Origin of the sequence: Halobacillus seohaensis, from assembly GCF_042663045.1 — a bacterium.
Taxonomy (GTDB): domain Bacteria; phylum Bacillota; class Bacilli; order Bacillales; family Halobacillaceae; genus Halobacillus_A; species Halobacillus_A seohaensis.
The window spans coordinates 1-17581 of record NZ_JBHSZV010000018.1 but is presented as its reverse complement, the minus strand read 5'-3'; the positions used below and the strand labels follow the sequence as shown (position 1 = coordinate 17581).

The following is a 17581-nucleotide window of genomic DNA, read 5'->3' as shown; positions in this document are numbered from 1 at the left end:
GATATGTCCGATACCCTCTCCCAAAAAAAGACTTCCCAGAGTAACAAACACCCTGAGAAGCCTTTTGCTTATTGTTGATTCTTGACCATTTGCTCTTCGGCCATTTGGATCGCTCGCTTAACCATACTTCCCGCTTCACGAGTTGTAATACCGCCCCAGCCATCTTGCTCAACTTTGTCGTAAAACCCAAGTTCTTTTGCGATTTCCTCTTTCAACGAATTGGACATCATGCTTCGGCGCCCCATCGTCTTCAGCTCCTTTCGCCATCACTTAGCTACGACACCGTTAGTATTTGTTATGTTTGTATGTTCCATTCAAGAACTTATAGGCAAGACTAGTAACAATCTCCAATATACCAACTAAAACTTCTCAGTAAAATGCGGCAAGAATATATGCATACATTGAAGTGAAAATCATTCTTTAATCTACAAACTGCCTAAATCTAATAAAAAAAACAGTAAACCAATAAAGGTTTACTGTTCCATTGCCATTGATAGGTCATCGAAACTTAATTCGACCGTCTCTGTGAGTACATCTGCATAACTATATGATACACGTTCGAAAGCATTTTCTTTTTGGTCCAATTCAACAATAAAAACGGCTGGATATGTTTCAGCAAGAACCCCTGATCGCTCAATGGTCTTACGACGTCCACCGTTCGCTTTTAAAGTTAAACGTTTACCAATTTGCCCTTCAAGGGATTGTTTGATTTCTACTAACGTTTTAGCCACTATACTCCACCTCACTAATGTAAATATACCATTATTTTCAGCCGAAGTCAAATAAAATATTTAATTATACCAGTATGACAAAATCAATGTCAATATAATAACTTATAATTTAGTAGTTATTTTCATTTTTTTATCATGACATATTAGTTAGAAGACAACTATCGATGAACCTCCCTTTCAAAAGGTAAATAACACTATTTCTCGACATCTTCAGAATAGGGCATCCCAATTCTTAACAATCCTCTTGTTTGTAGTCCACCTAAGCCTTTTTCTCCACTAATCGTATTGCGGACCACCTCCCATATATTGATATGGTCCATAAACGAGGTATAGGCTACACGCGCGGCCACATATACTGGATCAATCGCATGAATATTTACTCTAGCGGGGGAACTAGCAAAGTTAGCTCCAGCTTTGATGATTGACTCAAAATGAGACTGACAAGCACCAGCAAATATTACTAGTTGATCAAAATGGGGATAATGCTGCCTTAAGTTTCTTACAGATTCAACAAAGTAACGAGAATTACGATACGATTCTAATTCCCTTGTAGATCCTTTGGCTTTCGAATAAGAATCATGCCCGGTCAAAATAACAATTTCCGGCTGGATCTTTTGGACTAACGCGACAACTTCCAAAGGCATATTTTTTTCTTCAATGTACTGGCCATGCACTTGCAATCCTAATTGTTCATACAATTGAACGCATTTTTTCAAAAATAAGGGATCTCCGTCGATGTGAAGGATTCTCGGTGAAATTTGAAAGTAGTTCGATTTCTCTTCAAGTTCAGCATAACCACCCCCAGCTTCCACCTCCCGTTTTTCTTTTAACAATCGGTAGTCCTGACGAAAGAGACGATAAGAACAAGCCTCTTGTTTATTTATATGAGTTTTCCTGTCCTGATATTCAGATCCTGGCACTTTTTTTAAATCATCTATGGGAGCATCCGCTTCAAGACGCACATTTTCTCCAATTAATTTTACATATGAATCTTCTATAATCTTCACTCGAAATAATACATCGTGATTATAAGAATTTCTCGTTACTAAGTCTCCAAGTGTTAACACAGCCATCCCACCTCATCACAGTTACTACACTAGTGTATGTGGGAGTTATTTTCATGTTACCTTTACGACTCCATACGCAATATCAGAGTTTAAAATAGAAGTCACTATTCGTTTAAATGAGCACGAAAATTTTGGGCTAGGGTAGCAAATTCTTGCATGGATAAAGACTCACCGCGGCGTTTAGGATCTATACCTGCCGCTTCAAGACGCTGATTGATTTCTTGTTTATCCATCGTTGATTTAAAATGACGGGCTAAGTTATTCATTAACGTTTTTCGACGTTGACCAAAGGTTGCTTGGACTAATTTGAAGAAAAAGTCCTCGTTCTCTACTTGCACAGGCGGTTCATCACGCATTTTCAAATGAAGAACGGATGAATCCACATTAGGTTGAGGCATAAATACGGTTTTCGGGACGGTCATAGCAACTTCCGCCTCAGTATAGTACTGGACAGCTATTGAAAGGGACCCATAGCTCTTTGAGTTAGGACTTGCGGCCATTCTCTCTGCCACTTCCTTTTGGATCATCACTGTAATACTATCAACGGGTAAACGATCCATCAAAAGCTTCATCAATATAGGGGTGGTGATATAATAAGGAAGATTTGCAACAACTTTTATCGGTTGTCCCTTTTCAAACTGTTCGGTTATTACCTGACGAACATCAGCTTGTAATATATCTTGATTAATAATTGATACATTGTCGTAATCCGTTAATGTATCTTCTAGTATAGGAACCAAACGTTGATCAATTTCAAAAGCAACGACCCGATCCGCATGTTGGGCAAGCTGCTCCGTTAACGCTCCGATCCCCGGTCCGATTTCAATCGCTGCTGCCGCTTTGTCAATCTCTGCATGTTGTATAATGTTCTTCAAAATATTAACATCAATTATAAAATTTTGACCTAAGCTTTTCTTGAAAGCAAATCCATAAGTATTTAAAATTTCTTTAGTGCGTTTTGGGGTAGCTACCGCTTTACTGTTCATTCTCTTCCTCCTGAACGATTTGGTTCATCGCTTCATCTAATTGTTTTCGGGAAATTTGAAACATGTTTAAACGCTTTACCAGCTGCTTTCCATTCGTTTTTCCAATTCGGAGTACAATCCCTAGCTTTTCCCGACGTTGATTAGCCAAAGGACCTCCAATTAAACCGTAACCAATCAGTTCATCCTGATCAATGTCTATGGTCAATTCCTCGGCGAGTTCATAAACACCAGATAAAGCCTGCTTAATATCCTCAAGAGAGGCATGTTCGATTCCTACCCCTTTATTTCGTTTAGCACGCGCTAATTCTTTAGGTAAAAATGCATGTTTACAATCTGGTACATGCTCGTTAACAATATGTCTAATTCGCTCTCCAGGATAGTCTGGATCTGTAAAAATGATGATACCCCGTTTTTGTTGGGCATGATAAATCCGCTCTAAAACTTCTTCATTTATTGCAGAACCATTTGTCTCGATCGTATCTGCTTCAACAGCCTGACGAATTCTAGCAGTGTCATCCCTACCTTCAACGACAATTACTTCTTTTATTTTCAATCTTATATCCTCCAGTATCAGTATCTCATCTCCATTTTAATCTTACATAGCATACCATGACTACAATATAGAAAAAAGCAGAGGGAGCACTCCCTCTGCTTTAAAACTAATCTAATACTTTCACCTGCACCGATTTTCTTCCAAAACCATAAGCCTGACTTTTTGAAGGAACATGTACGTCAATTTTATTGCCTTGGATGGCCCCACCTGTATCTCCAGCTACGGCCGTACCGTAACCTTCAACCCATACAGTACTTCCTAATGGAATGACATTTGGGTCAACGGCAACTACTTTTTTATTTGGATTAGAATTCAAGTCAATTCCTGTTGCGGTCACACCTGAACACCCTGCACAATCAGCTGTATAAGCAGTCGCATTCATTTGAAGTGTTTTAGAACCGCTGTCTTCACTATATGAAACGGCCTCTTTGGAAGAGCCCGAAGACTTAGCAGAAGCTGTTGCTGGTGTTGATGTCCTCACAGGATTTGGTGTTTCTTTCTGTTTCGTTCCTAAAGCTACAACTTCATTTTTACTTTCTTTTTCTACTTCTTCATTAATTAGCTCTCGTTCAGATTCTTCACCATTCTTAATGGTAATCTCGTACTCTTTAGTAACTTTACCTTGTTCTCCTGAAGTCACTACTTCCTCTTTTCCTTCAAGCAAGGAATCATCTTTTTTCGTGACCACTGTATAATCAATGTTTTCTTTAACAATATCAGTCACTTTTTCAATACGCGTAATGGTAACTTTATTTTCGTCACTAAGTGGATCTTCTTTATTAACATTCAGTTCATCAAACTTGTTTAATTCAAGATTCTCTTCATTCAAAAATTCTCCTACTGTGGAAGCGGTTGTCCACACTTCTTGCTTATCGCCCCCATCGCTAAGGGTGACTTGTGTTGCTTGTTGAATACTTAGTTCCATTTCATCTTGTATCTGGTCTGAGCTGTCATGGGAAACCTCATCGTGTTCTTTCAATTCAATTTCCTGCTCATCTAAAAATTTCCCTACTGTACTTACCGTTGTATGAAATTCATTAGTATCTTGATTTATCGATACATTAATAGATTTAGATGCTATATATTCAACACCCATTCCATACTGAATAGGCTGAGTTAACTCATGGGATAGTTCATCGTTTGGTTGAGGTGTAACACCAAGTTCATTTAATAATTCTTCGATAGTATTAGTATGAGTGCGAACAACTTGGGTTTCCCCGCTTTGTGTCACCTTAACCGATGCTTTTGTTGCTTCATAAGTAATGATTCCTAGAAATGCTATACTAAGGGTGGAAAATATGAATGTTAAAATCATAGTTGAGCTAATCATAGACTTTAAAGATTTTATAAGTTTCATAGTCCCTTCCTCCTTTCTTTCGTCCAAGTTTTTCATAAAACTTATCAATCATTTAACAACTGAAAACTCTTTAATATAAAAAAGAGCCAGCTGATAACTGCTGACTCTTTACATTATGAACGTTCAACTACTCAATTAACATAACAAGCATGTTACAATTCCTATACATTTATAAGTGATCTTGTAACATCACTCCAAAAGTCCTGCGAATTACGACTCAATTCGAAAAAAACGGAGCGCATTCTCTGTTGTTTGTCGACTGACTTCTTCATACGAGATCCCTTTTAATTCCGCAATCTGTTCGGCTACAAGCTTGACATATGAAGGTTCATTGCGTTTTCCCCGGTTCGGGTGTGGAGCAAGAAACGGACAATCAGTTTCGACAAGCAAATGCTCTAAATCAATAGCTTCGGCCACTTCCTTAGGAAGCTTGGCATTCTTGAAAGTAACTGGACCGCCTAAAGAAATCATGAAATTCATGTCAATGCATTCTTTAGCTATCTCCACAGGTCCACTGTAACAATGCATAATGCCTCCAACTTCTGCTGCATTTTCTTCTTTTAGAATTTCTACGATATCATCTGTTGCATCCCTATTATGAATAATTATTGGCATATTCACCTTTTTTGCTAAACGAATCTGTTTACGAAACACGACCTTCTGAATATCAGCTGGAGACTTATCCCAGTGATAATCAAGTCCCATCTCCCCAATGGCTACAACTTTAGGATGGGATGAAAGTTCTTCAATCCATTCAAGATCTTCCTCAGTCATGTCAATTGCATCTACAGGATGCCAGCCTACAGCTGCATACATATGATCGTTTTCCTCTGCGATTTGAATAGCTAATCGAATGGTTTTTCGGTCAAAACCTACTACTGTCATATATTGAACACCAGCTTCGCGTGCACGTATAATTGTTTCCTCTAAATCATCGTTAAATTGGTCTGCGTTTAAATGAACATGTGTATCAAATAGCATACTAATCCTCCTTCAACATTCATAGAGAAAAGGGGAAAGCTGTTATATGCTTCCCCCTTTACACTTTTTTATTTAACTTTTGATCCATTTGAAAGTGTTTGATCAATAGAAGCTAAAGACAGTTTTCCTGATTCATCTTCTCCAGCAAGAATCATTCCCTCAGATAATTCTCCACGTAACTTAACAGGCTTTAAGTTCGTTATACAAATCACTTTTTTGCCAGTTAGCTCATCTTCTCCATAATGCTCGGCAATACCAGAAACCACTTGTCGTTTCTCATCACCTAAATCCAACTGGAGTTTTAAAAGCTTGTCTGTCTTTTTCACTTTCTCGACCTTTATAACCTCAGCTACTCGAAAATCAAGTTTCATAAAGTCATCAAGGGTAACTTCTTCAAGCTGATCTTTCTTTTCTTCCTTTTCAGGGGCTGCTCCCGGTTTCTTCATCATATCTTTGATAATCTGGATCTCTTCCTCTGCATCCAAACGAGGAAAGATTGGGTCATCTTTTTGAACTTTTGTTCCTTCTAGAATCCCTTGAAATTCAGAAAGGCTAGTCCACGTTTTAGCTGCATCATCGGATATCCCAAGTTGTTTAAATATTTTTTCAGGCGTTTCTGTTAAGAAAGGCTGGAGCATTACGGCAATATGACGCAGTGACTCGGAAAGGTGAGCCATTACGTTACCTAAACGATCCCTTTTCGCATCGTCCTTAGCCAATACCCACGGTTGCGTTTCATCAATATATTTATTGGTGCGACTTATAAACTTCCATAAATCAGAAAGAGCTACGGAAAACTCCATGTTCTCCAGAGAATCCTCAACTGCAGCCTTAGCATCAGCTGCAAGCTTTTCTATATCTTGATCAAATTCATCTTCTGATAGGGTAAGTTGAGGAATTTGCCCGTCAAAGTATTTACTAATCATCGCAACGGTGCGGTTAAGCAAGTTCCCTAAATCATTCGCTAGATCATAGTTTGTACGTTCAACAAAGGCCTCTGGCGTAAATACACCGTCCGAGCCAAATGGTACTTCACGTAGAAGATAATAACGAAGGGCATCTAAGCCATAACGATCACTCAATTGAACAGGATCAACAACGTTGCCTTTAGATTTGGACATTTTACCGTCTTTCATCAAGATCCATCCATGTGCAAAAACCTTTTTAGGTAACGGCAGATCTAGTGCCATCAGCATAATAGGCCAGTAAATCGTATGGAAACGCACGATTTCTTTTCCAACTAAATGAACGTCGGCAGGCCAATATTTTTGATACAATTCATCGTTATCACTATCATAACCGAGTGCCGAGATATAATTACTTAACGCATCAATCCATACATAGATGACATGTTTATCATTACCAGGGACTTGAACACCCCAATCAAAAGTCGTTCGAGATACTGCAAGATCTTCTAGACCCGGCTTGATAAAGTTATTAATCATTTCATTTTTACGACTCTCAGGCTGAATAAATGTAGGGTTTTTTTCATAAAATTCTAGCAGCTGATCAACATAATTACTCATTCTGAAGAAATAGGACTCTTCTTTTACCTTCTCTACTGCTCCTCCACAATCTGGGCAGTGACCATCCTCCAACTGACGCTCGGTAAAGAAAGACTCACACGGGGTACAATACCATCCTTCATACTCATCTAAGTAAATATCACCCTTTTTATATAGGTAATCAAAAATCTTGGCAACCACTTTTTTATGACGGTTTTCCGTAGTACGAATGAAATCATCATAAGAAATATCAAGGTTGTCCCATAGGTTTTTAATGCCCGATACAATATCATCAACATAGGCTTGGGATGATACCCCGGCTTCTTCAGCTTTTCGCTGAATCTTTTGCCCATGCTCGTCCGTTCCCGTTAGATACATGACATCATATCCTCTAAGGCGCTTATAACGAGCCATAGCATCTCCAGCTACAGTTGTATAAGCATGGCCTATATGCAAGTTACCACTTGGGTAATAAATTGGTGTAGTAATATAAAATGTCTTCTTTTCTTCAGACATCATGTTCCCTCCTCAATTTCAACATTCATACAGTGTATTGTACCATTCTTTCTCGTTAATTTCTGTATGTCCATATCTAACACTAAAATATACCGAATCCTTTATGGTCATGTCAAAAAAACGTCGAAATAAAAGCCGGTTATTTATTACTTCACAAGGGATTATCTGGTAGAATGCAAGTAATAGTATTTGGATATTTGAACCATTTTTGGAATTAATCAATTTTTATAAAACAAACGTTATCCTTGTTATTAGAAGCCATTAAACAACCTTTTATACCCGCGACGGTATATCAGGAACTGGTATCTTTGGAAATTTTCCGAATTGACAGCACTGGGAATCGTTGGTACTATAAACTGCGAGACATATGTCGATATTTGGCGATTAACTTTTGAGTGAGGGGAGACAAAAAAACATGAAATCTACAGGTATTGTACGTAAAGTCGACGAGTTAGGTCGCGTTGTTATTCCGATCGAACTTCGTCGCACACTAGAGATTAACGAAAAAGACGCTTTAGAGATTTATGTGGATGATGATCGTATCGTTCTTAAGAAATACAAACCAAACATGACTTGTCACGTAACTGGGGAAGTTTCTGATGAGAACATGGAGCTTGCAAATGGTAACTTAGTTTTGAGCAAAGATGGAGCTCACATGCTTCTACAAGAAATTCAAAGTCAGCTCGACAATAAGTAATTATAAAAATAGAGACAAATTACACAACTGGTTAATTTTTAAAAAAACTACTAATTTTTTGACATATGCTCGGACACAAGCCCCTACTGCTAATGCAGTAAGGGCTTTCTTTTTATCCTTATTCTACATGGTACGCTTGATAAACGTCGCGTTTTTGCATTTTACGATCTAAGGCTGTCTGTTTAATAGCCTCTTTCGTTTTCAATTCCTGTTCTTTTGTATAGTAGTCAACATGTTCCACGGTCGATAGATGACTCCACCAAAAACGATCGATGTCTTGCTCTTCTTCCTTAGACCCTTCCACAACAACACAAAACTCTCCGCGTAGTTCTTGTTTTTCTGTCCAAGCGATCAATTCTTCAAGTGAACCTCTGACATACTCTTCATATTTTTTGGTAAGCTCGCGAGCAAGAGAAGCCTGTCGATTTCCCAACTGTAAGTAAACGTGAGCAAGCATTTCCTTCAAACGATGCGGCGACTCGTAAAAAACAAGAGTAGATGATTGGTTTTGCAGAGACTCCAGTTCAGCTAAGCGATCTTTCTTCTTTCGTGGCAAAAAGCCACAAAAATAAAATTTTTCAGTCGAAAGGCCCGAACCAACAAGAGCTGGAAGTGCAGCATTGGACCCAGGAAGAACGATAACAGGAAGGTCCTCGTTAATGGCAAGTTGGACAAGTTCAGAACCTGGATCGGAAATTCCAGGCATACCTGCATCACTAACAATAGCCACGCTATCTCCATTTTTTAATTGAGTGATCAGCTGTGGTCCCCGCGAATATTTATTGTGTTCATGATAACTAATCAGTGACGTTGAAACATCAAAGTGATTTAATAGTTTTTTTGTGTTACGCGTATCTTCCGCTGCTATTGTTTCTACATCGTGAAGAACCGAAACAGCACGATAAGTCATATCACTTAGATTACCTATTGGAGTAGGAACAACATAAAGGGATCCTGAATCACTTTCATTTGAATAGCTTTTTTGAACATTCATTTTGTAGACCTCCCTTCTGATTAATAATCCATTCTTCTTTTTTAAGACGGGGCATTTTCTTTATTCTGTACTCTTGTTGCATAGCCTCACCCTTTGATCCATATGTTTGATAATACTCTAGAATAAAAGGGCCACGCCCCCTCGTATACTTAGCGCCTTTGCCATCTATGTGTTTTTGTAAGCGTGCATGTAAATCATTGGTATAACCTGTATAAAGCGAGTTATCCTTGCAGCGAATGATATATACATAGTGTTCACTTCCCATATAGGATCTCCTGAAATTCTTGACTATACTCGCCGTTTTCCTGATGCGTGTAAAGAGGAGGAAGAACCTTTAAATCTGGCTTTCCGTCACGGGACGCTTCGATCAGTAAGATGTTCGCTTCCTTTCCCTTTTTAGGATAAACGAATTGAATACGCTTTGGCTCTAATTGGTACTTTCGAAATACGTCTATGATATCGACAAGTCGACCTGGACGATGAACCATCGATACTTTACCACCCGATTTCGTTAGTCGACTGCAAGCTTTTACAACATCCTCAAGGGAACAATATATCTCGTGACGTGCGATCGCTAAATGTTCGTTAGTATTTCTTTTATCGTTAGCCGGGGTTGGAAAATACGGAGGATTACATGTAACTAAATCAAACCGTCCATTTCCTAATATGGCTGGCATATCTTTTAAGTCCCCATGAATCATATCCAGGCGAGACCCAAGTTTATTCAATTCTGTATTTCGTAAAGCCATATCATGGAGACGGGATTGGATTTCAACTCCTGTAATATTTACCTGGGATCTCCTTGATAAAAATAGAGGAATAACGCCGTTTCCTGTACATAAGTCTAAAATTTCACCTCTCGTTTTTGGTACAGAAGTGAATCTAGCTAGTAGTACAGCATCGACAGAAAATGCAAATACTTGATCACTTTGAATGATCCTCATATCTTCCTCTGCTAATAAAAAATCAAGTCGTTCATCACCTTTTAACTGAACCATACACTTGCACTTCCTTCTAATCATGCCCTTATAATAAGAGCTATGTTAAACGTTAAGTTTATAGTTGCCCGAGTTGAAACCATCGAGCATATTGTTGAATAAAGAGTTATAAAAAAATGGTTCCGTTAGTAAAGACAGTGGAATAGGGTGTAGCTCGAGGAGACTTGCCGTCGTCCGCGGAAAGTGAATCAACTCCATCCCCCCTTTCACCTAAACAAAACAGTGAAACCCTCACCTTCTAGATAATGAGACCTTTACGGAGTACCTTATAAAGAAGTTGAAATTTTTCACAAAAATCAACAACTAGATGTAACACAGCCATAATAAAAAAAGAGACCCTTCCTCAATTGAGCAAGGAAAGGCTTGGACTTAGGCTTATTATTTCTTATTCAAAAATGAAAGGCAAAACAAGCAATCTTCATCACGTGGACTGCCAAAATGCAGGTTACAAATATGAAAGCCTTCCTCATAAAGCCGAGCTAGGTTATCATATCCTTCACCTACAACTGTACCTTTTTCATTGTTTTTCTCAGAATCAGTTGGTTGAGCATTCTCATTTTCGTTGTCTAAACGCTGACGCAAATGATGATTTTCAAGCGACAAGTGCTGATTTTCTTCTAATAAATAAGCAAGCTGTTTCTTCAAATCACCTAATTGTTCATAAAGCTCGCCAATCTGCGTTTCTAAGTGAGATACTTGTTCAAATATGGCTTTCTTGTTCACGCTTGACTCCACCCCATCATTCCGCGGCTTCGGTTTGAACGACTCCTTCATTGATAAGCTCATCCAAGGAATACTCGAGTGTACGTTCCTGTTCTCGGAATTCTACTTGTACCAGGCGCTCTAACATATTAAGACCGACCACTTTACCTTTACCATATGAAGTGGCTATATTCTGACCGACATCTGGTAGCTCACGCTTAGCGGATTCGTAATCATCATTTTCATATTTTAGACAACACATGAGGCGACCACACAAACCAGATATCTTGGCTGGATTCAGCGATAAATTCTGGTCTTTCGCCATTTTTATGGATACAGGTTCAAAATCACCTAAAAAGGTGGAGCAACAAAGCATTCGCCCACAAGGTCCAATACCTCCAAGCATTTTTGCTTCATCACGTACTCCAATTTGACGCAATTCTATTCTTGTTTTAAAGACAGATGCTAAGTCTTTTACGAGTGTTCGGAAATCGACTCGACCATCTGCTGTAAAATAGAAAATGACTTTCTTTCGATCAAATGTATATTCTACATCAACTAAGTTCATGTCCAATTTATGTTCACGTATCTTATCTCCACACACACGGTAAGCTTCTTCGGATATTTCTTTGTTTTCGTCAACAGACATTTTATCTTTGTCCTCAGCTCTACGCATCACTTTCTTCAAAGGTAATACGACGTCCTCTTCGCCAACTTCTCGATTGGCAATGACGATCTTTCCAAATTCAATCCCTCGGACAGTTTCAACGATGACATAATCTTCTGTCGTCAATTTTAATTCGCCCGGATCAAAATAATAGATCTTTCCCGCCTGTTTGAATCGGATACCTACTACTTCTATCACTATAAAATCACCTCTGCAGTTGAAGTGTAAGCTGTTCCATCACTAAAGTCGGATGGACATTCTGATTTATTTTTCGCTTCGCCTCTAATATTAACGATAAAGATTGAGCAGCTGATTGACGCGACCACCTAAGAACTGCCTGGTCCCTTTTCTCTTTCTCTTGCTGAAATATAATTGCTTGTTGCCTGTCCAAATATTGATTAATCAAATCATGGAACCAAAGCATTAGTACATCTAAGCCGATCTGTAATTGCTGTCGTTCTTTAAAATGAGGCATCCACTGATGGTTGATAAATAAAAGTCCTTCATTTGGTTTGTTGAGAAGTACTCCAATTAATTGTATCACTAATTTTCGCACATTAGCAAACCAATCATCGTCATTTAGCTCCTCGGCTTCTTTTAAATTATTAGTTAACGAAGCAAGAATTTTTGCGTTCGATGTCGATACTCCTTGTGCTTCTAATTGTTGCTCCACTCTTTCGGGATTTAAAGGTTGAAAAGCAAGTAACTGACAACGTGATCGAATGGTGTCTAATATTGACTGACTATTTTCGGTTAATAGCATGGCCGTTGTTTGCTGACTCGGTTCCTCTAGAAATTTCAATAGGCGATTGGCCGCATTGGCCGTCATCCTGTCAGCATCGACAATAATATATACTTTTCGATTAGACTCTAAACCTGTATAAGTAAATTCTTTTTGTAATTCAAGAATTTGTTCTTTTTTTATGGATTGACCAGACGGAGAAACCCAATGGAGATCAGGATGATTGCCTGAATCAATTCGCTTACAATCCCGGCATTCCTGACAAGGTTCTGCTTCCTCGCGCTCTTTACAAAAGATGCTTTTAGCAAACAATGTACTCATCTCACGCTTGCCTGTTCCTCGATCGCCTTGAAATAAGTATGCATGAGAAACCCTATCTTTTTTAAAACTGTTTGTGAGCATTTGAGCCACTAAGGGCTGTAACTCTTTTATATCCATCCATGATGACATAATGATTCCATCCTTAAGTGTATAAATTAATTAATAATCCCTTGATTTCACCAATTATGCCCAATAAATCAATCGACTTCTTTTCCTGATCCATAATTGCATCGGTTAATTCAGCCAGTCGCTCATCGACAGATTCGATAATCGTTAACTTCCGACTTCGCCCATCCATGTCAAAACTGTGACTCTGCTTCACATTCAATCCGAATTGCACGGCCTCTTCCAGAAAGTCTTTAATCAGTCGTTTATACTTAGCAAGATCGCGGAAAGACCGAAAGCGAGCCACCCTCTCCCCTTGGGTAGAAATGCTTTTCATCAACTGGTTCAATTGAACTTCCTGAAGTTGTTTAGTTTGAGATTGAACCAAAGAATCAAAGCTTTTATTCCCCTTTGTATTTAGTTGAGGTTGTTGTTTCGCTCCTTCTAACTGGGTGCGGACATCTTGTGAGATTTTCATGAGAGTTGCTCCTTTTTAAAACTGAAAAAATGAATCTATCGGTAGCACAAATACGGTAGCTCCTCCTACTTCAACCTTCACTGGTTTCGGGATATACGAATCAGCATTTCCACCCATAGGTGATATTGGCGCTACCATTTGATCTCTCTGACTACAATTTTCTTTAATGATGCCTAATGCATCATCCACTTCATCATCGTTGCAACCAATCATAAACGTGGTATTTCCTTCACGTAAAAAACCACCTGTAGTCGATAGTTTCGTTGTTTTTAAATTATTTTCAGACAATTTATCTGTGAGGCGATTACTATCTTTGTCTTGAACGATCGCAATGATCATCTTCATTAGAAAGAAACCTCCTATTAATTTTTTACTATTATATCAAATTCTTTAATAATGTGTGTTTTCGTTACGTGCAGATAAAAATGGATCAAGAGTAAGTAACGCCTGCTCCTTTACTCTCTCGATGTTCTGATCAGCATTAATCGTCTTCATACGTTCAGGGTACTGTTGAAGTAACTGAAGATAAGCCTCATATACTTTCTCATGAAAATCGATCTTCTCTAGATCCAGTCGGTTTTTTTCTCGTTCATCATTGCTTGCAATTCTTTCTAAACCTCTAGAAGGTTGAATATCAAAAAATAACGTGACATCTGGCATACGGTTTTCAATAGCAAATTGATTAACTTTATAAACTTCATCCATACCTAAACCACGGGCATAACCTTGATAGGCTAAACTTGAATCAATAAATCGATCACATAATACAATTTTCCCCTGATTTAAAGCAGGTATAACTTTTTCTACTAAATGTTGTCTTCGTGCAGCCGCATATAATAACGCCTCAGTACGTCCATCCATACTCGTATGGGCAGTATCTAAGATGACATGGCGAATGCTTTCTGCAATTTCAATACCACCAGGTTCCCGCGTTTCTAGCACCGAGAAGCCTTCCGCAGTCAAATGTTCACCAACCATTTTTAATATTGAAGATTTGCCGGCTCCATCGCCGCCTTCGAACGTTACAAAAAGTCCTTTCACACAACCATTCTCCTTTAAAATACCCAAATCCCCTGATCGATAGCTGTATTTTGGAAATGTGCCTTTTGTTGTTGTAAAGATCGAACAGTTTCTTTATGACTCTCCGTCACACGTTCTCCCTTCATAATTAAAGGAATACCTGGAGGATAAGGCATTACCGCCTCTGCACAAATACGATCTACTGCCACTTCCCAAAACACAAATACCGGGGTTCCTTGCTGCATCTCTTGATAATTCATATCCAACGTCTGCAACATTGGAAAAGATATTTGTTCTGATCTTATTGTACCATGGTGTTGCTTATTTTTTAATTCCCAATTCACTTGCGACAGTCGTTCTTTCAAAGAATTTAATTTTATGGAAGGAACAAGCCCCACTGTTAATAATACTTGATCGGACGTAGCAAGTTCTGGGTACACCTTCTGACTTTCTAGCAACTCGGCTATCTCAAACCCTGTATGAGGTCCTGTTGGGGAAAGGGTAATTTTTAATGGATCATCCATTAAGGTAAGTGGCATAACCCTAAACAACTCAGAACTCTCATCCAGCAACCCCCGCAACTCTTTTACATGGGAGATCAATTCATTCTTGTGGGTATCCTCATACATACTTAGAAAATACCGAGCTAAGTCTAAGCTAGCCATAATCGGGTAGGAAGGGCTACTTGATTGAAAGACTTGCAAATAGTACGCCACTTTTGATTTTGATATCCGCTCTCCCTTTATATGTAAAAATGAAGCCATTGTCATCGCAGGAGCCATTTTATGGGCGGACTGAGTGACAAGATCAGCTCCCTCATCTAAAGAAGGGGATGGAAAAGGGGCGCCTACCTTAAAATGTACGCCGTGAGCTTCATCAACAATTACAGGAACATGGAATGCATGAATTACCTCAATCACCTCTTTAATAGAATAAGCACGCCCAAAGTAGTCAGGATACGTTAATATTACAGTCCGTGCCTGAGGATATTCTTTGAATGCCTGCTTTATCATATTAGGATTTATTTGACTAAATCGATTCGTTGTCTCTTCAAATTGAGGCATCAAAAAGACGGGCTTAGCCCCAGCTAACTCCAAGCCATGAATGATTGATTTATGACAATTTCTCTGAACAATTACTGTTTCACCAGGTCCACAAGTTGCTAAAATTGCAGCTAAATTTCCTGACGTAGTTCCATTCACTAAAAAGTGTGTTTGATCACTTTCGAAATAATCTGAAGCTAATAGCTGGGCTTGCTTAATAACTCCATGAGTTCCATGCAAATCATCTAGTCCAGTAATTTCTGTAGCATCTAATTTTAAAATTTCACTGTAAGCTTTTTCACCACGAGAAGAGAAAACATCGCCAAATTTATGGCCTGGTACGTGAAAAGAAATAGGTTGCTTTTTACCATGTTGTATAAGTTTATCGTAAAGTGGCGTTTTATTTTGTTGGTCCACCATTTTGTTACTCATCCTTTATTAACATTAGTCTGCTTCTATGCTACATTATTTAGCAGAAAAAAAGCCACTCCTGACAACCAATTTCTTCAAGTTGAACACGATCATGTATTCCGCCGTATCAGCACGACTTTTTAATTGTGTTATAGGGGAGGAATAGTGGAAGACTCAATTCCGAGATTGTATGGCTGTTCCGTCATCTGTATGAGGAGAAGGAGGTCGGGGAAATAACTCGCTTTCCGTGGGAGTACGGTGAGCCTCCTCGCTTCGCTACGGGGTCTCACCATGTCCTCTAATCCCACAGGAGTCTCATCATTTCCCCGACCCCCTTGCCTTGAATAGTAGATACGGAACATCAACGAATCTTAGAGCCCACTATTTGGGTCCTTTCGTGAAAAATAAAGCAGGGAGGGTAGGAAAAAAGGAGACTCCTGGAGCGACCGAGCATAGGTCGTAACATATAGCGGGTGGGATGCCCGTCGAGAAAGAACTAGCCATTCACTCGTAGCGAGTCTTGGAGGGCAGTTGGTAACAGCTGTCTTTAAGCGTAGACAGCTAGGTAATGGGCCGTAAGCCAAAAGGTTGAAGGGAAAAGCTCCGAAATTCGAATTTAGGAAGGCTGATGCGTTCAGGAGCGTAGAAAGCAACAGGGTTAAGGTCTCGATAAGAGTAATGACTGACAAGCGATAATAAAGTGAGGACTGTCAAATGCCTAAAGGAAGTCGGATAACGGCGTAGTACCAATGAAGTCGGGTAATTCTGATGGAGGAAAAAAGGCCGTTACCTGCTATCAACCTTGGAAGGTAAACACATTACCTACACTTAGAGGTAGAGAAGTAATGGAAACATAACGGACAAGGATAGCAGAATTTTTGTGAAAGATAGTAGGAAGAGCCGTGTGCGGTAATACCGCTCGCACGGTTCTGTGAGGAGTGAGGACCCACACACATATGAAGGCTCCCGCTTACTCGACCGGAAAAATTGGACTAGAGGAAGCTCGAAGGTTCGTCCGCGGAAAGCGATTTAATTTCCTCCCCATCAACCATTATCCCTTAATAAACAATCCGGGGCTTTAGTTGCACAAGCAATTACATAAAAACAAGGCTTAGAGATAAAATTCTCCAAGCCTTGTTAGCTGTAATTTAGAATTATTCTATGAGTGAATGATAGATCGATGGGCTTCATTCATCTTTTTAACAAAAAACTTATATTTAGGATCATCCGTTGACGTATCAATCATTTCTTTCTCACATGAAGAACAAATATAAATCCGAAGTAAATAAATACCATTATCTGTTTTCTTTGAACAAATACTGCAACATTCAGTGTGTTTCATAGAATCCCTGCCTCCTTACCTATCCTTCTTTTTAAAAGAATAAGTTTGATTTACTTCTAGTATCTCCTAATCTATGAATCCTATACTCTTTTTCATAAAATTATTGAAGGAAATAAATTTAACAGGAAAATTGTATTTACCTAGTATATTGCACTTATGTACTCATAAAAACAAGAGAAACCGACCATTTTGTACTTTTTCTTCTATTATTTAGCTTCACTAAACTATTAATCATATATTTATTATTTATTTTTGACCATAGAAAAAACCTTAGAAGATTAACTTCTAAGGTTTATAAATGACGTGGCAGCGTCCTACTCTCACGGGGATCGACCCGACTACCATCGGCGCTGAAGAGCTTAACT

At 38.9% G+C, this 17581-nt stretch carries 20 protein-coding genes; 1 reads left to right on the top strand and 19 read right to left on the bottom strand.

Going from position 1 to position 17581, the window contains the following annotated elements; all coding sequences use genetic code 11:
* Positions 1 to 68: 68 nt before the first annotated feature.
* The 8 genes from ACFQIC_RS07835 to metG form a co-directional block, all read right to left on the bottom strand.
* Positions 69 to 245: a small, acid-soluble spore protein, alpha/beta type gene (locus ACFQIC_RS07835; protein ID WP_204711320.1), complete on the bottom strand. Its 177-nt coding sequence runs from the start codon at positions 243 to 245 to the stop codon at positions 69 to 71.
* Positions 246 to 473: 228 nt separating this feature from the next.
* Positions 474 to 731, bottom strand: a complete 258-nt coding sequence (gene veg / locus ACFQIC_RS07830) for a biofilm formation stimulator Veg (RefSeq protein ID WP_204711321.1) — start codon at positions 729 to 731, stop codon at positions 474 to 476.
* Positions 732 to 925: 194 nt separating this feature from the next.
* Positions 926 to 1798, bottom strand: a complete 873-nt coding sequence (gene yabG / locus ACFQIC_RS07825) for a sporulation peptidase YabG (protein WP_390217027.1) — start codon at positions 1796 to 1798, stop codon at positions 926 to 928.
* 104 nt (positions 1799 to 1902) lie between these two features.
* Complete coding sequence (gene rsmA / locus ACFQIC_RS07820) at positions 1903 to 2784, bottom strand: 16S rRNA (adenine(1518)-N(6)/adenine(1519)-N(6))-dimethyltransferase RsmA (protein WP_204711324.1); 882 nt, start codon at positions 2782 to 2784, stop codon at positions 1903 to 1905.
* Positions 2774 to 3337, bottom strand: coding sequence for a ribonuclease M5 (rnmV, locus tag ACFQIC_RS07815; protein ID WP_204711326.1), 564 nt, complete (start codon positions 3335 to 3337; stop codon positions 2774 to 2776). Before rnmV ends, rsmA begins: the two co-directional genes overlap by 11 nt.
* Positions 3338 to 3443: 106 nt before the next feature.
* Positions 3444 to 4694: a ubiquitin-like domain-containing protein gene (locus tag ACFQIC_RS07810; RefSeq protein WP_204711327.1), complete on the bottom strand. Its 1251-nt coding sequence runs from the start codon at positions 4692 to 4694 to the stop codon at positions 3444 to 3446.
* 210 nt (positions 4695 to 4904) lie between these two features.
* Positions 4905 to 5675, bottom strand: a complete 771-nt coding sequence (locus ACFQIC_RS07805) for a TatD family hydrolase (protein ID WP_204711328.1) — start codon at positions 5673 to 5675, stop codon at positions 4905 to 4907.
* A gap of 68 nt (positions 5676 to 5743) precedes the next feature.
* Positions 5744 to 7696 (bottom strand): methionine--tRNA ligase, encoded by a 1953-nt coding sequence (metG, locus tag ACFQIC_RS07800; protein WP_204711329.1) that lies wholly within the window; start codon positions 7694 to 7696, stop codon positions 5744 to 5746.
* 415 nt (positions 7697 to 8111) lie between these two features.
* Between metG and ACFQIC_RS07795 the strand changes: the two genes are divergently transcribed.
* Entirely contained in the window at positions 8112 to 8393 is a 282-nt protein-coding gene (locus tag ACFQIC_RS07795) for an AbrB/MazE/SpoVT family DNA-binding domain-containing protein (RefSeq protein ID WP_204711330.1), read from the top strand.
* Positions 8394 to 8511: 118 nt separating this feature from the next.
* Here the strand turns inward: ACFQIC_RS07795 and rsmI are convergent, their stop codons facing one another.
* From rsmI to ACFQIC_RS07740, 11 genes are all read right to left on the bottom strand, one after another.
* Positions 8512 to 9387, bottom strand: coding sequence for a 16S rRNA (cytidine(1402)-2'-O)-methyltransferase (gene rsmI, locus ACFQIC_RS07790; protein ID WP_204711331.1), 876 nt, complete (start codon positions 9385 to 9387; stop codon positions 8512 to 8514).
* The gene (locus ACFQIC_RS07785; RefSeq protein ID WP_204711333.1) at positions 9359 to 9652 is read right to left on the bottom strand and encodes a GIY-YIG nuclease family protein; all 294 of its coding nucleotides are present in this window, start codon (positions 9650 to 9652) and stop codon (positions 9359 to 9361) included. The genes rsmI and ACFQIC_RS07785 overlap by 29 nt, the downstream gene beginning before the upstream one ends.
* Positions 9642 to 10385 (bottom strand): tRNA1(Val) (adenine(37)-N6)-methyltransferase, encoded by a 744-nt coding sequence (locus ACFQIC_RS07780; protein ID WP_204711334.1) that lies wholly within the window; start codon positions 10383 to 10385, stop codon positions 9642 to 9644. The genes ACFQIC_RS07785 and ACFQIC_RS07780 overlap by 11 nt, the downstream gene beginning before the upstream one ends.
* A gap of 378 nt (positions 10386 to 10763) precedes the next feature.
* Positions 10764 to 11159, bottom strand: a complete 396-nt coding sequence (yabA, locus tag ACFQIC_RS07775; protein ID WP_390217030.1) for a DNA replication initiation control protein YabA — start codon at positions 11157 to 11159, stop codon at positions 10764 to 10766.
* Positions 11125 to 11952 (bottom strand): PSP1 domain-containing protein, encoded by an 828-nt coding sequence (locus ACFQIC_RS07770; protein WP_204711336.1) that lies wholly within the window; start codon positions 11950 to 11952, stop codon positions 11125 to 11127. Before ACFQIC_RS07770 ends, yabA begins: the two co-directional genes overlap by 35 nt.
* 7 nt (positions 11953 to 11959) lie before the next feature.
* Complete coding sequence (gene holB / locus ACFQIC_RS07765) at positions 11960 to 12946, bottom strand: DNA polymerase III subunit delta' (RefSeq protein ID WP_390217026.1); 987 nt, start codon at positions 12944 to 12946, stop codon at positions 11960 to 11962.
* A 13-nt stretch (positions 12947 to 12959) separates the two neighbouring features.
* On the bottom strand, positions 12960 to 13400 hold the full coding sequence (locus ACFQIC_RS07760) for a YaaR family protein (protein WP_204711337.1): 441 nt from the start codon (positions 13398 to 13400) through the stop codon (positions 12960 to 12962).
* Between the two features lie 15 nt (positions 13401 to 13415).
* The gene (locus ACFQIC_RS07755; RefSeq protein ID WP_204711338.1) at positions 13416 to 13745 is read right to left on the bottom strand and encodes a cyclic-di-AMP receptor; all 330 of its coding nucleotides are present in this window, start codon (positions 13743 to 13745) and stop codon (positions 13416 to 13418) included.
* A gap of 45 nt (positions 13746 to 13790) precedes the next feature.
* Positions 13791 to 14441 carry a dTMP kinase gene (gene tmk, locus ACFQIC_RS07750; RefSeq protein WP_204711339.1) on the bottom strand — a complete coding sequence of 217 codons (651 nt, stop codon included), beginning with the start codon at positions 14439 to 14441 and terminating at the stop codon, positions 13791 to 13793.
* Positions 14442 to 14455: 14 nt separating this feature from the next.
* On the bottom strand, positions 14456 to 15883 hold the full coding sequence (locus tag ACFQIC_RS07745; protein ID WP_390217025.1) for an aminotransferase class I/II-fold pyridoxal phosphate-dependent enzyme: 1428 nt from the start codon (positions 15881 to 15883) through the stop codon (positions 14456 to 14458).
* 1150 nt (positions 15884 to 17033) lie between these two features.
* The gene (locus ACFQIC_RS07740) at positions 17034 to 17216 is read right to left on the bottom strand and encodes a sigma factor G inhibitor Gin (RefSeq protein ID WP_204711341.1); all 183 of its coding nucleotides are present in this window, start codon (positions 17214 to 17216) and stop codon (positions 17034 to 17036) included.
* Between the last annotated feature and the right edge of the window lie 365 nt (positions 17217 to 17581).